The sequence below is a fragment of the Stenotrophomonas sp. 1337 genome (assembly GCF_031455455.1).
Lineage (GTDB): Bacteria > Pseudomonadota > Gammaproteobacteria > Xanthomonadales > Xanthomonadaceae > Stenotrophomonas > Stenotrophomonas indicatrix.
This window is the reverse complement of the sequence record NZ_JAVDSR010000002.1, coordinates 204641-221054: the sequence shown is the minus strand read 5'-3', so window position 1 is coordinate 221054 and position 16414 is coordinate 204641. Positions and strand designations below refer to the sequence as shown.

The following is a 16414-nucleotide window of genomic DNA, read 5'->3' as shown; positions in this document are numbered from 1 at the left end:
TGCAAAACGTGGGTGTGGGGTCAGAGCCCTTTCCGTCAGGAAAGGGCGCTGACCCCTGCAGGTCGAGCAAGCTCGACCACTACCGGCTTTGCGGTTACAGCTTCATGTTGAGGCCGACGAAGACCGCGCGGCCCGGGGCGGGCGAGAACATCGGCCGGGCGCTGTCCCAGAAGAAGCTGTCGTACCACGCGTAGGCATACTCGCGGCCGGTCACGTTCTTCAGCTGCAGGTCCACGCTCCAGGCCGGGGTGATCTGATACTTCGCGCTGAGGTCGAGCACGGCGAAGCCGCCGAACTTGCCAGTGGCGTTGCGCTCTTCCAGGTAGTAATCGCCCTGCGCGCGCGCCTGCAGGCCCAGTTGCAGGGCATCGCTGGCCTGGTAGTCCAGGCCGAGGTTGCTGATGTGGCGCTGGGTGGCGGCCACTTCGCGTCCCTGCAGGGTCACGCCAGCGGCGCGGTCGTCGCGGGTGATCTTCGCCTCCTGGTAGGCATGCGAGGCCCACAGCGTCCACGCGTCACCCAGCTGCGCGCTGATCTGCGCATCCACGCCGCGGCGGCGGGTCTTGCCCAGCATGACCGTGGTGCCGGTGGCCGGCATGTTGGACACTTCGTTTTCCGCGTCCTGCTGCCATACCGCCAGCCGGGCCTGGCTGCCGGCGAAGGGCTGGAATTTCAGGCCCAGCTCCATGCCGGTGTTGGTGGAGGGCTGCATCGGTGCCTGCCCCGGGGTGAGGTAGGCCGGCGCGGTGGAACCAGTCAGCACCTGGAAAGTACGGCCCCAGTTGGCGTAGATGTGCGTGTACTCACCCAGGCTGTGGATGACACTCAGTTTGGGCTGGCCGATGCTGCCGTAGTCCTGCAGGCGGCCGGTGGCGCCGTTCATCAGCCGGGTGTGGCCGCTGAAACGGTCCACGCGGTAGGCCGGCACGATCTTCCACGCTTCGACCGGCTGGTAGATGGCCTGCACGTAGGCGCCCCAGTTGTCGAAGCTGTGGCGGTCGTTGTTCTGCACGCGTGCCGGTACCTGGCTGAAATCGGTGGGCTCGGCGTAGGCGTAGCGCTCGCGACGGTAGCCATTGTCCTGCTGCTCGTAGTTCAGCCCGCCTTCCACGGTAAGCATGGGGCTGGCCTGCCAGGTGAGCGTGCCGAGCAGGCCTGCCTGGCGCTCGTCCCAGACACGACGCTGGCGCGGCAGGTTGCCGCTGGGCAGGTCACTGAAGGTCACACGACGGTCGTCTTCATAGCGGTTGTAGTACAGCCGCGTGCCGAAGGTCACCGCGTCGGACAGCTTCATGTCCAGGTGCGCGGCGAACTGACGCATGTCGCGGTCATCGCCGTCATTGGCGTTGCGCAGGTCGCTGCCACGGCGGCCCGCATGCAGCTCTTCCGCGGTCATGAAACCGGGTTCGTCGGCCTCGTGATGGTAGGCGCGCGCGGTCAGGCCGATGCGCAGCCCCTCCTCCAGCGAGCCGAAGAACCACTTGCCGCCCAGCGCGTATTTCTTCGAGCTGTCGTGGTCGCGATAACCGTCACTGGCCTGGGTGCCGACGAAGTAGTTCTGCGCGAAGCCGTCGGCTTCGCGGCCCACCGCCAGCTGCACATCGCGGGTGTTGTAGCTGCCATAGGCCAGCCGCGCGTCGGTGTAGGTTCCGCCCTGGCGCGTGCCGAAGTTCACGTTGCCGCCGATGTTGTGCAGGCCATAGCGCGGATCGTTGGTACCGCGCACCACTTCGATGTAGCTGATCTCCAGCGGGAACAGCATGTCGATGAAGCGCTGGTTGCCGCTGTTGACGTTGCTGGGGATACCGTCGATCAGCGTCTTGATGGCATTGAGGTAGCCCTCGCCGTTGAAGGCGCGGAAGCTGACCTTGCCCGACTCGGCGCCCTGCCGGGTTTCGGTCAGCTGGATGCCGGGCATCTGCCCGAGCAGTTCCCAGCTGTGCGACACATTGCGGCTTTCGATCTGGTCCGCGCCCAGCACGTCCACCGAGGTCAGCACCTGGTGTGCGCTCAGCTGCCCCTCGCTGTGCTGGTGCACATCGACCTTGCCCAGGGTGAGCGCTGCGTCGGCGGACTGGGCGAATGCTTCAGGGGCGAACGGGGCGGCCGCGAGCGCGGCCACCAGCGTGGGAGTCTTCATCAGGGGGCGGGCGGGAGGTTGGAAATGAAACTTTATAACATTTCGATTCCGCCAGCCATCCGATGACTGCAGCTCCCTCGACCTTAGACGGGGTAGCCGGTGGCTTCCCGGGCCTTCTTCCAGGCGATTTCAAACTCGCGCGCGCTGATCTCGTCGTCTTCGTCGAAATCCATGAACGACACCGGCTGGTCGGCCAGCACGAAGCGGTCATCGCTCTGGCCGGTTTCATCGGCCCACACGACCTTGGCCCCGTAGATTTCCACCTGGCGCACGATCTTCTCGCCACGGGCTTCCATCAGCACGTTGCCCTTGCCCAGGCCCGATTCGGCCCAGTGCTTGTAGTACTTCTTCGTGTTGGATTTTGCGTTGTTCTTTGCGTATTTCATTGCATGGGTCCTGGCCGCATGCGCGACCGGAAAGTTCGGAATGGCGCCATTATCAGGCATATGGGGGTCAGATCCCTTTCCTGCGGAGGGGGATCTGACCCCTGCTGACCTACTGCGGCAACGCCACACCCTTCGGCCACAGCAGCCACAGGTTGCCCTGCTGCTTCATGTCGCCGGCCAGCTTGCCGGCGGCATCGCCGCTGCCCCAGTACAGATCGGCACGTACCTCGCCGGCAATGGCGCCACCGGTGTCCTGCGCGGCCACCGGGCGTACCACCGGCGTGCCGTCCGGGCGCGTGGTGGACAGCCACAGCAGGCTGCCCAGCGGCACCACGGTGCGATCCACCGCCACGCTGTAGCCGGCGGTCAGCGGCACGTTCAACGAACCGCGCGGACCTTCCGGGCTGTCCGCGCTGCGCACGAAGAACACGTAGCTGGGATTGCTGCGCAGCAGTTCCGGTACGCGCGTCGGATGTGCCTTCGCCCACGCGCGGATCGCGTCCATGGTGACGTCTTCCTTCTTCAGCTCGCCCTGCTCCACCAGCCAGCGGCCGATCGCGCGATAGGGATGGCCGTTCTGTTCGGCATAGGCCAGCCGCACCTGCTTGCCATCGGCCAGGCGCACCCGCCCCGAACCCTGGATCTGCAGCAGCTGCAGGTCCATCGGATCGGTCAGCCAGGCCAGCACCGGCGCCTTGGCCCCCTTGCTGGCGATGCTGCCGGCATCGTCGTAGGGCTTGAGCACCTTGCCCTCCACGCGACCGCGCAGGCGCTTGCCCTTCAGTTCGGGATAGACGCTGTCCAGCTGCACCACCACCAGATCATCGGGTGTGCCGTACACCGGCACGGTGGCGGTGTCGGTACGGGTGAGGCTGCCCGGATAGATGGGTTCGTAGTAGCCGGTGATCAGGCCGTCGGCGCGATGGCCGCCGGCGCGCAGGGAATAGACATCGAGATCGCGCTGCAGGAATGCGCGGATCGCGCTGGCGTCCTTGTCGGACACGGTGCTGGCGGTCGCGCAGGGCTTGGCCCAGGTCGCATCGTTCTTCAGGCGGGTGCAGCTGCTGCGCCAAGCGGCGAAGCCGGCCTGCAGGTCGGCATCGGTCACGGCCGGGAGAGCCTTCCAGTCGACCTTGGCGTAGGTGGCGGCAGCGGGCTTGGCAGCGGCCGGCGCTTCAGGCCGGGTGCCCGTGGTGGCGCAGCCGGCAAGCAGGGCAACGGCCAAGAAAGTGAGGAGCGCGCGCGGCGACGTAACAGTGATCATCGTCGCAATGTAGTGGGGCCGATGGTGGCGCGGCAACCTTGGGTAGCGCCGGGCCATGCCCGGCGAGAAGCGGATCCCGCGCGGTGCGCTCGCCGGGCATGGCCCGGCGCTACCGGCTACGGGGTCTGCAGCAACAGCGAATGCAGGATGCGCGCGTCTTCGGCGTCGAGGACTTTCGGCAGGGTGTCGCTGCCACGGAAACGGCGGTGGAACGCCCGTACCGCTGCTTCGCGGTTGTCGAGCGGATAACCGAAGCGCGCCAGCGCGGCCCATGCATCGAATCCTTCCGGCGCAGCACCATCGGCAGCGCGCGGCCACACGCCGAAACCGGCTTCGGCCAACTGTTGCCACGGGAAGAAGCGGCTGGGATCTTCCTTGCGCGTCGGCGCCAGGTCGGCGTGACCGATCACCTGTCGCGGTGGGATGTTGAGCCGGTCAGTGAGGTCGCGCAGCAGCACGATCAGCGCTTCGATCTGCGCGGGGCTGAAGGGCGTACGGCCGTCATTGTCCAGCTCGATGCCGATGGACGCGGAGTTGAGGTCGGTGATGGTGCCCCAGCGCCCGGAGCCGGCGTGCCAGGCGCGGCGCTCATCGGCCACCAGCTGGTAGCGATGGCCATCGGCGCCGATCAGATAATGCGCACTGACCCGCCCGCCGCTGTTGGCGGTACGCAGCGTGTGCAGGCTCTGCTGCACCGATTTCTGCTCGGTGTGGTGGATGACGATGATGACCGGCGTGCGCGCGTTCTGGTTCGGCGACGGCACCCAGGTGGCAAGCGGGTTGCGGGTTTCCTGCGGCGTGGAGGCACAGGCGGCCAGCAGCAGGCAGGCCGAGAGCATCAGGGAAGTGCGGATCGGGTGCATGCCCCGATTGTGCGCGATAAGCCCGGACGATGCAGTAGAGCCACGCCATGCGTGGCTGGGCCACCGACCGTGCCGACCAACGGTCGGCACCCACCAGAGCGGGAGTAGAGCCACGCCATGCGTGGCTGGGCTACCGACCGTGCCGACCAACGGTCGGCACCCACCAGAGCAGGAGTAGAGCCACGCCATGCGTGGCTGGGCCACCGACCGTGCCGACCAACGGTCGGCACCCACCAGAGCGGGAGCAATCCAGCGCAGGAGCAGTGCCAAGCAAGCTTGGCAACTACCAGAGTAGATGCAGTGCCGACCAACGGTCGGCACCCACCAGAGCAGGAGCAGTCCAGCGCAGGAGCAGTGCCAAGCAAGCTTGGCACCTACCAGAGCAGGTGCAGTGCCGACCAACGGTCGGCACCCACCATGTAGATGCATCAGGCCTCGTAGGCCGATTCACCATGCGAGGTCACATCCAGGCCGGTACGCTCGGCCTCCTCGGTCACCCGCAGGCCGACCACCACCTTGACCAGCAGCAGGATGGCTGCGGTCACCACGGCCGACCACAGCACGGTGAGGCCGACGCTGACCACCTGCACCCACACCTGGTGGCCGATATCCAGATCGGCCTTGGTGCCGCCCAGCGACTGCGCGCTGAACACACCGGTGAGGATCGCACCGACGATGCCGCCCACGCCATGCACACCGAACACGTCGGCGGTGTCGTCCACCTTCAGCAGACGCTTGAGGCCGGTCACGCCCCACACGCAGACCACGCCGGCAACCAGGCCGATGACGATCGCGCCGAGCGGGCCGACGGTACCGCACGCCGGGGTGATGCCAACCAGGCCTGCCACCGCACCCGAGGCCGCGCCCAGTGCCGACGGCTTGCCCTTGCTGATCGCTTCCACCAGCGTCCAGCCCAGCACCGCTGCAGCGGTGGCCAGCACAGTGTTGAGGAAGGCCAGCGAGGCGACGGTGTCGGCGGCGGCGGCAGAACCGGCATTGAAGCCGAACCAGCCGACCCACAGCAGCATCGCGCCGATATAGGTGAACGGCACGTTGTGCGGCTTCAACGCGGTCTGCCCGTAGCCCAGCCGCTTGCCGACGAACCATGCAGCCACCAGACCGGCCACGCCGGCGTTGATGTGCACCACGGTGCCACCAGCGAAATCGATCGCGCCCAGTTCGCCCAGGTAGCCGCCGCCCCAGACGATGTGCGCCATCGGGATGTAGCTGAGGGTGAACCACAGCGCCGAGAACAGCAGCACCGCGCGGAACTTGATGCGCTCGGCGAAGGCACCGACGATCAGCGCGGTGGTGATGCCGGCGAAGGTCGACTGGAAGGCGACGAACAGGTAGTCCGGCAATCCCTTGATCGGCGTGTTGCCCACCGACTCCGGGGTGAAGCCCTTGAGGAAGGCGAATTCGGTGAACGAGCCGAAGAACGGATTGCCGGCGCTGAACACTGCGCTGTAGCCATAGGCCACCCACAACAGCAGCACCAGCGAGAACACCACCAGGATCTGGCTGAGCACCGACAGCACGTTCTTCGAACGCACCAGGCCGCCGTAGAACAGGGCCAGGCCCGGTACCACCATCAGCAGCACCAGCAGGGTGGAGGTGAGCATCCAGGCGACGTCGCCGTGGTCATAGGCGGGCGCGGCCACTGCTTCGGCAGCCGCAGGCGCAGCGGCCGTCGGGTCCTGCAAGGGCTCGACGGCCACGGCTTCGCTCTGCAGCGGCGTGACCTGGGCCTGGGCATGTGCACTGCCTGGCCAGACACCGGCGGCCAGCGCACTGAACAGCATCAGCAGGCACACCAGATGGAACCGGGCTTGCCACCCGGTGAAAAGGCGCATCTTCATGGGGGAGTCTCCGGAAGGGGGCTTACAGCGCGTCGGCGCCGATTTCGCCGGTGCGGATGCGGATGACCTGCTCGACAGCGGTCACGAAGATCTTGCCGTCGCCGATCTTGCCGGTGCCTGCAGACGACTGGATCGCTTCGATCACTGCGTCGGCACGTTCGTCGGTGACCACGGTTTCGATCTTGATCTTGGGCAGGAAGTCGACAACGTACTCGGCACCGCGATACAGCTCGGTGTGGCCCTTCTGGCGGCCGAAGCCTTTCACTTCGGTCACGGTGATGCCCGACACGCCGGCATCGGACAGGGCCTCGCGGACCTCGTCGAGCTTGAACGGTCGGATGATGGCGGAGATCAGTTTCATGCGCATGTCCCGATGGTGGATGGGGCCAGCGCGCGAACGCGCGATGGCATCAGGCAACCACGGGCCATCGTGGTGATGGCCGTGGCTGTTGCACCGGACACGAATCGGGCCGGGACAGCCGTGCCTCTCTCCTTGCACGGCCGACGCGGGAGGGAGGGCGGCCCATGTCGCGTGTCCGGTCTCTCTCTTGCCCCTGGATCTGCGGGCCAAGGGCCCGCGTTTCCAATGCAGCGGACCAACGGTCCGCTCTACCACGGCGGGCCGGAGCCCGCCCTGCGGCTCCCCAGCCGCAAAGACGGATGCGATGGCGGCGGGTGGGAGGGGTTACCCACCGCCATCGCAGCCGGTCAGCTGGCGTAGTACAGCTGGTATTCCAGCGGGTGGGTCGCCGCGCGGAACTTGGTCACTTCCTGCATCTTCAGCGCGATGTAACCGTCGATGAAGTCATCGCTCATCACGCCACCGGCCTTGAGGAACTCGCGGTCCTTGTCCAGCGCTTCCAGCGCCTGGTCCAGCGAGGAGCAGACCTGCGGGATCAGCTTCTCTTCTTCCGGCGGCAGGTCGTACAGATCCTTGTCGCTCGGTGCGCCCGGGTCGATCTGGTTCTTGATGCCGTCCAGGCCGGCCATCATCAGCGCGGTGAAGGTCAGGTAGCCCGACTGGATCGGATCGGGGAAGCGCATTTCAATGCGGCGCGCCTTCGGGTTGGACACCCACGGAATGCGGCACGAGGCCGAACGGTTGCGCGCCGAGTAGGCCAGCATCACCGGGGCTTCGAAGCCCGGCACCAGGCGCTTGTAGCTGTTGGTGCCCGAGTTGGCGAAGGCGTTGATGGCCTTGGCATGCTTGAAGATGCCGCCGATGTACCACAGTGCCAGCTGGCTCAGGCCGCCGTAGCCGTCACCGGAGAACAGGTTGGTGCCGCCCTTGGACAGCGACTGGTGCACGTGCATGCCGCTGCCGTTGTCGCCGACGATCGGCTTGGGCATGAAGGTGACGGTCTTGCCGTTGCGGTGGGCGACGTTCTTGATGACGTACTTCATCCGCAGCAGTTCGTCGGCCTTCTGCACCAGGGTGCTGAACTTGGTGCCGATCTCGCACTGGCCGGCGGTGGCCACTTCGTGGTGCTGCACTTCCACTTCGATGCCGACCTGTTCCAGGGTCTTGCACATCTCCGCACGCAGGTCGTGCAGGGTGTCGGTCGGCGGAACGGGGAAGTAACCGCCCTTCACGCCCGGACGGTAGCCGCTGTTGGCGCCGTCGTACTTGGCGCCGCTGTTCCAGGCGGCTTCTTCCGAATCGACCTTGAAGAAGGTGTTGCCCATTTCATTGGCGAAGCGGACCGAATCGAAGATGAAGAATTCCGGCTCCGGGCCGAAGAACGCGGTTTCGGCGATGCCCGAGGACTTCAGGTAGGCCTCGGCGCGCTTGGCGATGCCGCGCGGGCAGCGGCCGTACGGCTGCATGGTGGCCGGGTCGAGGATGTCGCAGCTGATCACGATGGTCGGATCGGCATAGAACGGGTCGACGTAGGCGCTGGCGGTATCGGGCAGCAGCACCATGTCCGATTCGTTGATGCCCTTCCAGCCGGCGATCGAGCTGCCATCGAACATCTTGCCTTCTTCGAACAGCGACGGCTCGATGATGCTGACCGGGAAGGTGACGTGCTGCTCGACGCCACGCATGTCGACGAAACGCAGATCGACGAACTCGATCTGGTTGTCCTTGATCAGCTTCTCAACGTTTTCCACGGACATCGGTACGACCTCGGATGGGAATGAATGCCTGCTGAGGTACAGCAACGACCGTGCCAACTTTTCGGCCTTCACAAGTTGTTGATTTCAAAGCGCCTGCCCCAGCGCGGTGCAGACGCACATGCACCAAACGGGTGCGCGGATTACCGCACGCACCCGTTTGGTGCGGCGTGGATCGTCTATTCTCTCGGGCTTCTTCCGCCGCCAGCGCCCGCACCGTCCATGTCCGACCTGCTCTCCGCCCTGCTGCTGGGCATCCTCGAAGGCTTGACCGAATTCCTGCCGATCTCCAGCACCGGCCACCTGCTGATCGCCCAGCACTGGCTGGGCGCACGATCGGACTTCTTCAACATCATCATCCAGGCCGGTGCGATCCTGGCCGTGGTGCTGGTGTTCCGCCAGCGCCTGCTGCAGCTGGCCACCGGCTTCGGCCAGCGCGAGAACCGCGAGTACGTGTTCAAGCTCGGCGCGGCCTTCCTGGTAACCGCAGTAGTCGGCCTGGTGGTGCGCAAGGCCGGCTGGTCGCTGCCGGAAACCGTCAGCCCGGTGGCCTGGGCGCTGATCATCGGCGGCATCTGGATGCTGCTGGTGGAGGCCTATACCGCGCGCCTGCCCGATCGCGACCAGGTGACCTGGACGGTGGCCATCGGTGTTGGCCTGGCGCAGGTGCTGGCCGGCGTGTTCCCCGGTACCTCGCGCTCGGCCTCGGCGATCTTCCTGGCCATGCTGCTGGGCCTGAGCCGCCGCGCGGCCGCTGCCGAGTTCGTGTTCCTGGTCGGCATTCCCACCATGTTCGCCGCCAGCGCCTACACCTTCCTGGAACTGGCCAAGGAAGGGAATCTGGGCAGCGAGAACTGGACCGACGTTGGCGTGGCCTTCCTTGCCGCAGCCATCACCGGCTTCGTCGTAGTGAAGTGGTTGATGGGCTACATCAAGTCGCATCGCTTCACGGCGTTCGCGATTTACCGCATCGCCCTGGGCGCTGCATTGCTGCTGTGGTTGCCATCCGGCAGCTGAACAGCGCCGGGGCAGGGGAACCCCGTTGCCGGCCCCGCTCCGTTTCCCCCTCGGTTCCCCAAGGAGAATCACCATGAACCGCAAGCTCACCCTGCTCCTCCCGCTGGCCCTGCTGGCCGCCTGCAGCCAGACCCCTGCCCCGGCCGGTACCGGCGGTGACGATCTGGCCCCGGCCGCGGCCAAGGCCGGCGACCAGAAGGCGCTGGCACACCTGGATGCGCAGCGCCTGCAGAGCCAGCACTGGCTGCTGCAGCAGGCCACCGCGGCCGATGGCAAGCGCATCGATGCGCTGTTCGCCCGCGAAGACAAGCCGGTCACCCTGGACTTCGTTGATGGCCGCCTGTCGGTCAGCAACACCTGCAACCGCATGGGCGGCGGTTACACCCTGGCCGATGGCAAGCTGAGCGTGAGCGCGATGGCCTCGACCATGATGGCCTGCACTGACAAGGCGCTGATGGCGCTGGACGAAGCCGTCTCCAGCCGTCTGCAGGGCGAACTGAAGGCCGAACAGGATGCCAACGGCGTGCTGACCCTGACCACCGCCAAGGGCGACGTGCTGGTGTTCAACCCGGAACCGACCGCTGAAACGCGCTATGGCGGCGCCGGCGAAACCGTGTTCCTGGAAGTGGCTGCGAAGACCGAGAAGTGCTCGCACCCGCTGATCCCGGATTACCAGTGCCTGCAGGTGCGCGAAGTGAAGTTCGACGACAAGGGCCTGAAGCAGGGCGAGCCGGGCAAGTTCGAGAACTTCTACGGCAACATCGAGGGTTACACCCACGAAGACGGCGTGCGCAACGTGGTGCGCGTGAAGCGCTACGAAGTGAAGAACCCGCCGGCCGATGCGCCGTCGCAGGCGTACGTGCTGGACATGGTGGTCGAGTCGGCCATCGAGAAGAAGTAATGCAGAAGGGCGGCCGCGAGGTCGCCCTTCTTCGTTGTGGGTAGGGCCGGCCGCTGGCCGGCGGCTGCACACAGCTCAGGCGACCTGCGGAACATGCCGGCCAGCGGCCGGCACTACCCACATGCATCAGGGAGATCGGCATGAAACGGACGTACATGCTCACACTGGCCTGGCTGGCCATCGGCATTGGCATTGGCAGCAGTGCACGCGCCGCCAGCACACCCACCACCGACCAGCTTGAAGCCCATCCGTGGCAGCTCACGCGCGCCACCGACGCGCAGGGCAAGCGTATCGACGCGTTGTTCGTCAGGGGCCGGGCGCCGTACACGCTGCGCTTCCAGCCCGGCTACATGAGCGAGTTGAACCTGTGCAACCAGGCCAGCAGTCATTACCACCTGCAGGACGACCGGCTGATCCTGGAGAGCGGCATCCGGACCACCGCGCTGTGCATCAATCCCAAGGTGGATGCGCAGGAACGGCGAGCCGAAACGCTGTTTCACGGTCGCGATACCGCACCCACCCTCGCGTTGGACGACACCGGTGCATTGGTCGTGCGCAATGCCAAGGGCGAAGTGCTGGTGTTCAAACCCGCGCCGCAGCCGGCGAAATGAAGAGGGCGGCCACTGGCCGCCCTTCTTCGCTGGTGGGTAGAGCCGGCCGCTGGCCGGCTGCCACGTACAGCGGATGCCGGCCAGCGGCCGGCACTACCCGAAGGCTGTTATCAGGCCAACGCCGGGTTCAACGTATAGGTGCCGTGCAGCGCCGCTTCGGCCAGTACGTGGCCGTGCATTGCACGGTACGCATCGGCGGCGGTGAAGCGTTCCGGCAACGACAGCGTGGCCACATCCAGCGCAAACACGCGGAAGAAGTAGCGGTGCACGCGCTCGTCGTTGAACGGCGGGTACGGGCCGTCGTAGCCGAGGTAATCACCGGCCATGTCCGGATTGCCGGCGAACCAGCCGGTGAAATCATTCAGGCCCTGGCGGCTGCCGGCCGGGCCGGCCGGCGCGGTCTTGCCCTTCACCACGAAACCATCGCTGCAGCTGCCAGCGGCGATCTCCTGCACCGAGGCCGGAATGTCGGCCATCACCCAGTGCACGAAATCGCCGCGCGGCTGATCGCGCGGCACGCTCATGTCATCGCGGCCGACCGTCTCCGGCACCGTTGGCACGTCCGGGTCCACGCACACCAGCAGGAACGAGCGGGTGCCATCGGGCACGCCGCTCCAGGCCAGGTGCGGGTTGCGGTCGGGGGCGAAGCCGGCGGCATCGCCGGCGGCGAACTCACGGTCGATCGGCGCACCGTTGACCAGGCTGTGACTGCTCAGTTGCATCAGATGCTCCTCACTCTTCCGGGTAACCCAAGCGCACCGCGACCGGGGTGAGCTGGGCGAAAGCGGCGCCCATCACGTCGCGATACCTGCGCCAGTGGCCGGCAGGCAGGCGCGGTGCACCCAGCTGTGCAGCCGGCGGCATCGGACGCCCGAACACGCGGCCCAGCAGGTCGGCCATCGCATGCGCATCGTTGCCGATGTCGTCGATGCGCAGCAGCACGTGCGGATACAGGTCTTCCTCGTGCAGCGCGGCGATCTGGGTCAGCGAACGCACCAGCCACTGGCTGGCTTCGGCCATCGAGGTCATCGCCAGCGGCGCGGCGGCACCATAGGCGATCCAGTCCAGCAGCATGTCGCGCGGGTCGCGCAGCACCAGCAGCAGGCGACCCTGCGGCAGCTGCGGGCGCAATGCCCACAACAGCGCGTTGTCCCACCACAGCAGCCAGTCGATCACGGTGTCACTTTCCAGGCCGCGGGCGGGCAGGTGCTCGCGCCAACGCTCGACCAGGCGTTCCGGGCTCAGCACGCCCGACGCCAGGTCCTGCAGCGTGTTGTAGTTCTGGAAGGCATCGTCCGGTGGCGTGGCGGTGTAACGATCACTGCGCAGCACCGGGCTGGCAGCGGCCAGGCCGGTTGCCACCCGCTCCACGCCCGAACCCGGGGCGCCCCACAGGAAGATCGGCGCCGAGCCGCTGTCGCGCGTCGCTTCGTCGATGCTGGCCATCTCCGGCCAGCTCGGCGGTGCCTTGGCCTGCGGCGGCAACGGCAGCCGCTGCGAAGCCTGGTCGGTCTGCAGCGCCATCCACGTACGCAGCGCTTCTTCCGGCTGCCCGGCGCGATCCTGGATCTCGCCCAGCCAGGTCCGCAGATCCGCGCGGTGTCCCTCCGGTGCCTGTGCGATCAGGGCCTGCACGCGCTCCACGGCGGCGGCCGGGTCACGCTGCAGCAGCCCCTCGACGCGACGGCTTTCACCGCTGACGCGGCCCGGTTCCAGGGTGGTGATGCGCTCGGCGATGGCTTCGCCCTGCTCATGCTCGCCGGCCATGTCATGCAGGCGCATGCGCGCTTCCAGCGCCGGCAGGTGGCCAGGCATCGCTGCCATCCAGCGCTCCACGACGGCTACGGCGCCGGCACTGCCGACGTCTTCCACGGCCAGTCGTGCCAGCCACAGGTCATGCAGCTGGTCATTGCTTTCCAGAGCGTCATCCAGGCGTGTGCGGGCTTCATCTTCGCGGCCCAGGCGCTGCCAGGACATCAGCAGCAGCTGCAGCACCTGGCGATCACCCTGCAGCGATTGCAGCAGCGGCAGCAGGTGCTCCAGCGCCTGCAGCGGCTGGCCACTGCGCAGTGCCAGTTCGCCGGCCAGGCGGCGCATCGGCGGCACGTCCAGCTCCGGCTCCTGCAGCGCCTGCTGCATTGCCTCGGCGGCGGCCTCCACGTTGCCCTGGCGCAAGGCCAGCTGCACCACCATGCCGTGCAGCGAGGACATCTTCGGGTTCAACGCCAGCACGCGACGGAACGCCTGCTCGGCAAACGCCAGCATGTCCTTGCCCAGATAGGCAAAGCCCAGTGCGTACAGCACGCGGGTATCGTCCGGTAGCGCCTGGCTGGCCGCCGACAGCAGGGCCAGCGCACGGTCGGCGTCGCCGCGGCGCAGCGCGACCATGCCATCGATGGTCAGCAGTTCCGGATGGTCCGGCTCCAGCCGCGAGGCCAGGGTCGACAGCCGCTGGGCCTCGTCGAAATCGTTGCGGCCCACCGCCAGGTGCGCCTGCATCAGGTAGGCCGGGAAGGCGTTGGGGTCCAGCCCGGTGGTGCGCAGCAGGGCTTCATCGGCCCCGTCGAACTGGCGCAGTGCCAGCAGCAGGCCGGCGTGCTGCAGGTGCAGCTGCGCATCATCGGGGGCCAGCTGCAGCGCCTGCTGCAACGCCTCCATTGCGGCCTCGGCCTGGCCCTGCTGCTGCAGCGCAAGCGCCAGCCAGCGGTGGGCCTCGGCCTTGCCGGGTTCGTCACGGGTCCACGCCTGGGCCAGCTGCACGGCCTGGCCGGCATCGTTCTGGCGCAACGCTTGGAGGATCTGGTCTTGCATGGCCGTCCGGTTCAAGGTCAAACCCGCATTGTAGCGGGCCGCGCGCCGGTGCCGGTTCAGCCCGGCAGGACCCGCCGCAGGCGCTGTGCGACCCAGCGCTCGGAGAACCCATCGCCGCGCCAGTTTTCCAGGAAGCCACAGTGGCCGCCCCAGCAGGCGGTTTCCAGCCGCGCCTGCTGCGGCAGCTGCCAATCGCGGAAGGTCGCGTAGGGGATCACCGGATCGTCCTGCGCCATCAGGATGTCAGCAGGTACCTGCAGCGTGGACAGGCGGTCGCCGGCGATGGAGTAGCCATCGAAATAGGCCTGCAACGAACCGAACGTGGTGTGCCGCTCGACCAGCCAGGCGGTCAGCGAACGGATGTCCATGTTCAGCACACGGTCGTCGCAGTCGCTCAGTTCGGGGAACAGATCGCGCTTGCGCCGCAGCGAGCCGGCCCACTTGCGGCGGAAGTACCAGTCGTACATCGCCGGGCCGTTCTCGATGTTCTCCATGGTCAGCCCGGGGTCGAGCACCGGGCAGACCGCGGCCACGTGCTGCAGCGGTACACCGGCGGCCGGCGCGCGCAGGGCCAGCCGCAGCACGAAGTTGCCGCCCAGTGAATAGCCGGCTGCAACCAGCGGCAGATCGGGCCAGCGCTGGGCGACATCGCCTGCGGCATGCACCACTTCGTCGATGAGGTTGGAGTGGAAGATGCCGGGATTGAGGTGATGGGTGTTGCCGTGGTCGCGGAAATTCAACCGCACCACGTCGAACCCCTGCTCCAGCATGCGGGCAGCGGCCATGCGCATGTAGCTGGATTCGGCGCTGCCCTCCCAGCCATGCAGCAGCAATGCGATGCCGCGCGGTTCGCGCCCTTCGACATGGCTGTGCCAGCCCTGCAGGCGCACACCTTCGCCACCATCGAGGATCAGCTCCTCGCTGACCGCGCCGGTGGCGGCCAGCAGCAGCAGGCCGCGCTGCAGGCGCATGCGGCTGGAGCTGAGCATCGACTGCAGGTGCGGATTGCGCAGCCAGCGCGGCGGCTGATAGTCGGACGCGGTGAGCATCGGCGCATCAGCGTCGAGGGTCGGTGGCGGAGACACGGCCACCCTCGCCTCAATCCCCGCTCATGGCCGCCACGATGCGCGCGCGCGAAGTTTCCGCGATGCGCCGACGGCCTTCCAGGTCCTGGGTGCCGATCGGCTCCAGGAAATGCACTTCGGTATGCCGCGCCGGCTCACCGAGCAGGCGCAGGAAATTGGCGAAGAAACTCTCGCCCGGGCCGAAGGCCACGATGGTCTGTGCATCCCCGCGCACGCCGTAGATCAGCGCCACCGGCTGCACCGGCACGCTGGTTTCGACGGCGGCCTGGAAGATGCGCGCATGGAACGGGCCAACGTCGTGGCCGCCGCGGGTACGCCCTTCCGGGAACACGCCTACCGCCTTGCCGGCGCGCAGGCGGTCGGCCATCACCTGCATCACCCCACCGAGCGATTCGGTGTTGCCACGCTGGTGGAAAATGGTCTGGCCGCGCGCGGCAAGCCAACCGACCACCGGCCAGCTGGCGATCTCGCGCTTGGCGACAAAGCCCATCATGCGCTGGCTGTGCAGGATGGAGATATCGACCCAGCTGACATGGTTGGCGACGAACAGCACTGCGCCCGGCAGCGGCTGGCCGACGCGCGACAGGCGGAAGCCGAAGATCCACATCAGGCCGCCCTGCCACCAGTTCACTACCTTGGCGCCGAAGGTGGCATCGCCCACGCGCAGCTCGCCCCATGGCGGAAGCATGCCGATCAGGATCAGCGGCAGGAACACGGTGATGTGGACCAACAGCAGCGGTACGCGGTACAGGTAACGGCACACACGCGCCACGCCGCCGCGGGGGGCCGGAGTGGGGGAAGTCATCCACGCACGATACCGGAGGGCTGCCATCGCTGCCAGCCGAATTCGGCCATAAGTCTCATTGACGGCGGCCATCGGCGGGGAACGCTGGGTTCCGCCGCCGTCACCGATGCCGCGACGGCTCAACCGTGCCCGGCCGCCACCACGGCCAGGGTCAGCCGCGAGATGCAGACCAGCCGGCCCTGCTCGTCCTCGATGCGGATTTCCCACAGCTGGGTGCTGCGGCCCACGTGCACCGCGCGCGCGGTGCCGGTGACCGTACCCGAACGCACGGCGCGTACGTGGTTGGCGTTGATCTCCAGGCCCACGCAGACCTGCTTGGCGGTATCCACGCAGAGGTTGCCGGCGCTGCTGCCCAGGGTTTCGGCCAGCACCACCGAGGCGCCACCGTGCAGGATGCCGTACGGCTGGCGGGTGCGCTCATCCACCGGCATGGTCGCCTGCAGCCAGTCCTCGCCAGCGGCGCTGAAGACGATGCCGAGGGTATCGATGGCGGTATTGCGGCTGAGTGCGTTGAGCTGCTCGATGGAAACGGCTTCGCGGAATACCTGGGTCATGCG

The 16414-nt window shown here is 67.1% G+C and carries 15 protein-coding genes; 3 read left to right on the top strand and 12 right to left on the bottom strand.

Annotated features, from left to right (window positions below):
- Positions 1 to 94: 94 nt before the first annotated feature.
- The 7 genes from J2X70_RS04870 to glnA form a co-directional block, all read right to left on the bottom strand.
- Positions 95 to 2140 (bottom strand): TonB-dependent receptor, encoded by a 2046-nt coding sequence (locus tag J2X70_RS04870; RefSeq protein WP_309909213.1) that lies wholly within the window; start codon positions 2138 to 2140, stop codon positions 95 to 97.
- Between the two features lie 83 nt (positions 2141 to 2223).
- Positions 2224 to 2526: a hypothetical protein gene (locus J2X70_RS04865; RefSeq protein WP_033832709.1), complete on the bottom strand. Its 303-nt coding sequence runs from the start codon at positions 2524 to 2526 to the stop codon at positions 2224 to 2226.
- A 109-nt stretch (positions 2527 to 2635) separates the two neighbouring features.
- Positions 2636 to 3790 carry an MltA domain-containing protein gene (locus J2X70_RS04860; RefSeq protein WP_309909211.1) on the bottom strand — a complete coding sequence of 385 codons (1155 nt, stop codon included), beginning with the start codon at positions 3788 to 3790 and terminating at the stop codon, positions 2636 to 2638.
- Between the two features lie 116 nt (positions 3791 to 3906).
- Positions 3907 to 4653, bottom strand: a complete 747-nt coding sequence (locus tag J2X70_RS04855) for an N-acetylmuramoyl-L-alanine amidase (protein ID WP_309909209.1) — start codon at positions 4651 to 4653, stop codon at positions 3907 to 3909.
- Positions 4654 to 5081: 428 nt separating this feature from the next.
- On the bottom strand, positions 5082 to 6512 hold the full coding sequence (gene amt, locus J2X70_RS04850) for an ammonium transporter (RefSeq protein WP_025875965.1): 1431 nt from the start codon (positions 6510 to 6512) through the stop codon (positions 5082 to 5084).
- Positions 6513 to 6534: 22 nt separating this feature from the next.
- Positions 6535 to 6873, bottom strand: coding sequence for a P-II family nitrogen regulator (locus J2X70_RS04845; protein WP_004134334.1), 339 nt, complete (start codon positions 6871 to 6873; stop codon positions 6535 to 6537).
- 347 nt (positions 6874 to 7220) lie between these two features.
- Positions 7221 to 8630, bottom strand: a complete 1410-nt coding sequence (glnA, locus tag J2X70_RS04840) for a type I glutamate--ammonia ligase (RefSeq protein ID WP_010487206.1) — start codon at positions 8628 to 8630, stop codon at positions 7221 to 7223.
- A gap of 219 nt (positions 8631 to 8849) precedes the next feature.
- Here glnA and J2X70_RS04835 point away from each other — a divergent pair, with 219 nt between their 5' ends.
- From J2X70_RS04835 to J2X70_RS04825, 3 genes are all read left to right on the top strand, one after another.
- Positions 8850 to 9644, top strand: coding sequence for an undecaprenyl-diphosphate phosphatase (locus J2X70_RS04835; RefSeq protein WP_033832703.1), 795 nt, complete (start codon positions 8850 to 8852; stop codon positions 9642 to 9644).
- Positions 9645 to 9717: 73 nt separating this feature from the next.
- On the top strand, positions 9718 to 10545 hold the full coding sequence (locus J2X70_RS04830) for an META and DUF4377 domain-containing protein (RefSeq protein WP_025875974.1): 828 nt from the start codon (positions 9718 to 9720) through the stop codon (positions 10543 to 10545).
- Between the two features lie 140 nt (positions 10546 to 10685).
- Positions 10686 to 11156 (top strand): META domain-containing protein, encoded by a 471-nt coding sequence (locus J2X70_RS04825; RefSeq protein ID WP_309909205.1) that lies wholly within the window; start codon positions 10686 to 10688, stop codon positions 11154 to 11156.
- Positions 11157 to 11266: 110 nt separating this feature from the next.
- Here J2X70_RS04825 and J2X70_RS04820 read toward each other — a convergent pair whose 3' ends face one another.
- From J2X70_RS04820 to J2X70_RS04800, 5 genes are all read right to left on the bottom strand, one after another.
- Positions 11267 to 11878, bottom strand: coding sequence for a YbhB/YbcL family Raf kinase inhibitor-like protein (locus tag J2X70_RS04820; protein ID WP_059063140.1), 612 nt, complete (start codon positions 11876 to 11878; stop codon positions 11267 to 11269).
- Between the two features lie 10 nt (positions 11879 to 11888).
- Entirely contained in the window at positions 11889 to 13967 is a 2079-nt protein-coding gene (locus J2X70_RS04815; protein WP_025875980.1) for a tetratricopeptide repeat protein, read from the bottom strand.
- Positions 13968 to 14023: 56 nt separating this feature from the next.
- Entirely contained in the window at positions 14024 to 15058 is a 1035-nt protein-coding gene (locus tag J2X70_RS04810) for an alpha/beta fold hydrolase (RefSeq protein WP_025875982.1), read from the bottom strand.
- Between the two features lie 7 nt (positions 15059 to 15065).
- Positions 15066 to 15857: a lysophospholipid acyltransferase family protein gene (locus J2X70_RS04805; RefSeq protein ID WP_025875984.1), complete on the bottom strand. Its 792-nt coding sequence runs from the start codon at positions 15855 to 15857 to the stop codon at positions 15066 to 15068.
- A 119-nt stretch (positions 15858 to 15976) separates the two neighbouring features.
- A complete protein-coding gene (locus tag J2X70_RS04800) occupies positions 15977 to 16411 on the bottom strand; it encodes a hotdog fold thioesterase (RefSeq protein ID WP_025875986.1) in 435 nt (144 codons plus the stop codon).
- Positions 16412 to 16414 lie beyond the last annotated feature (3 nt).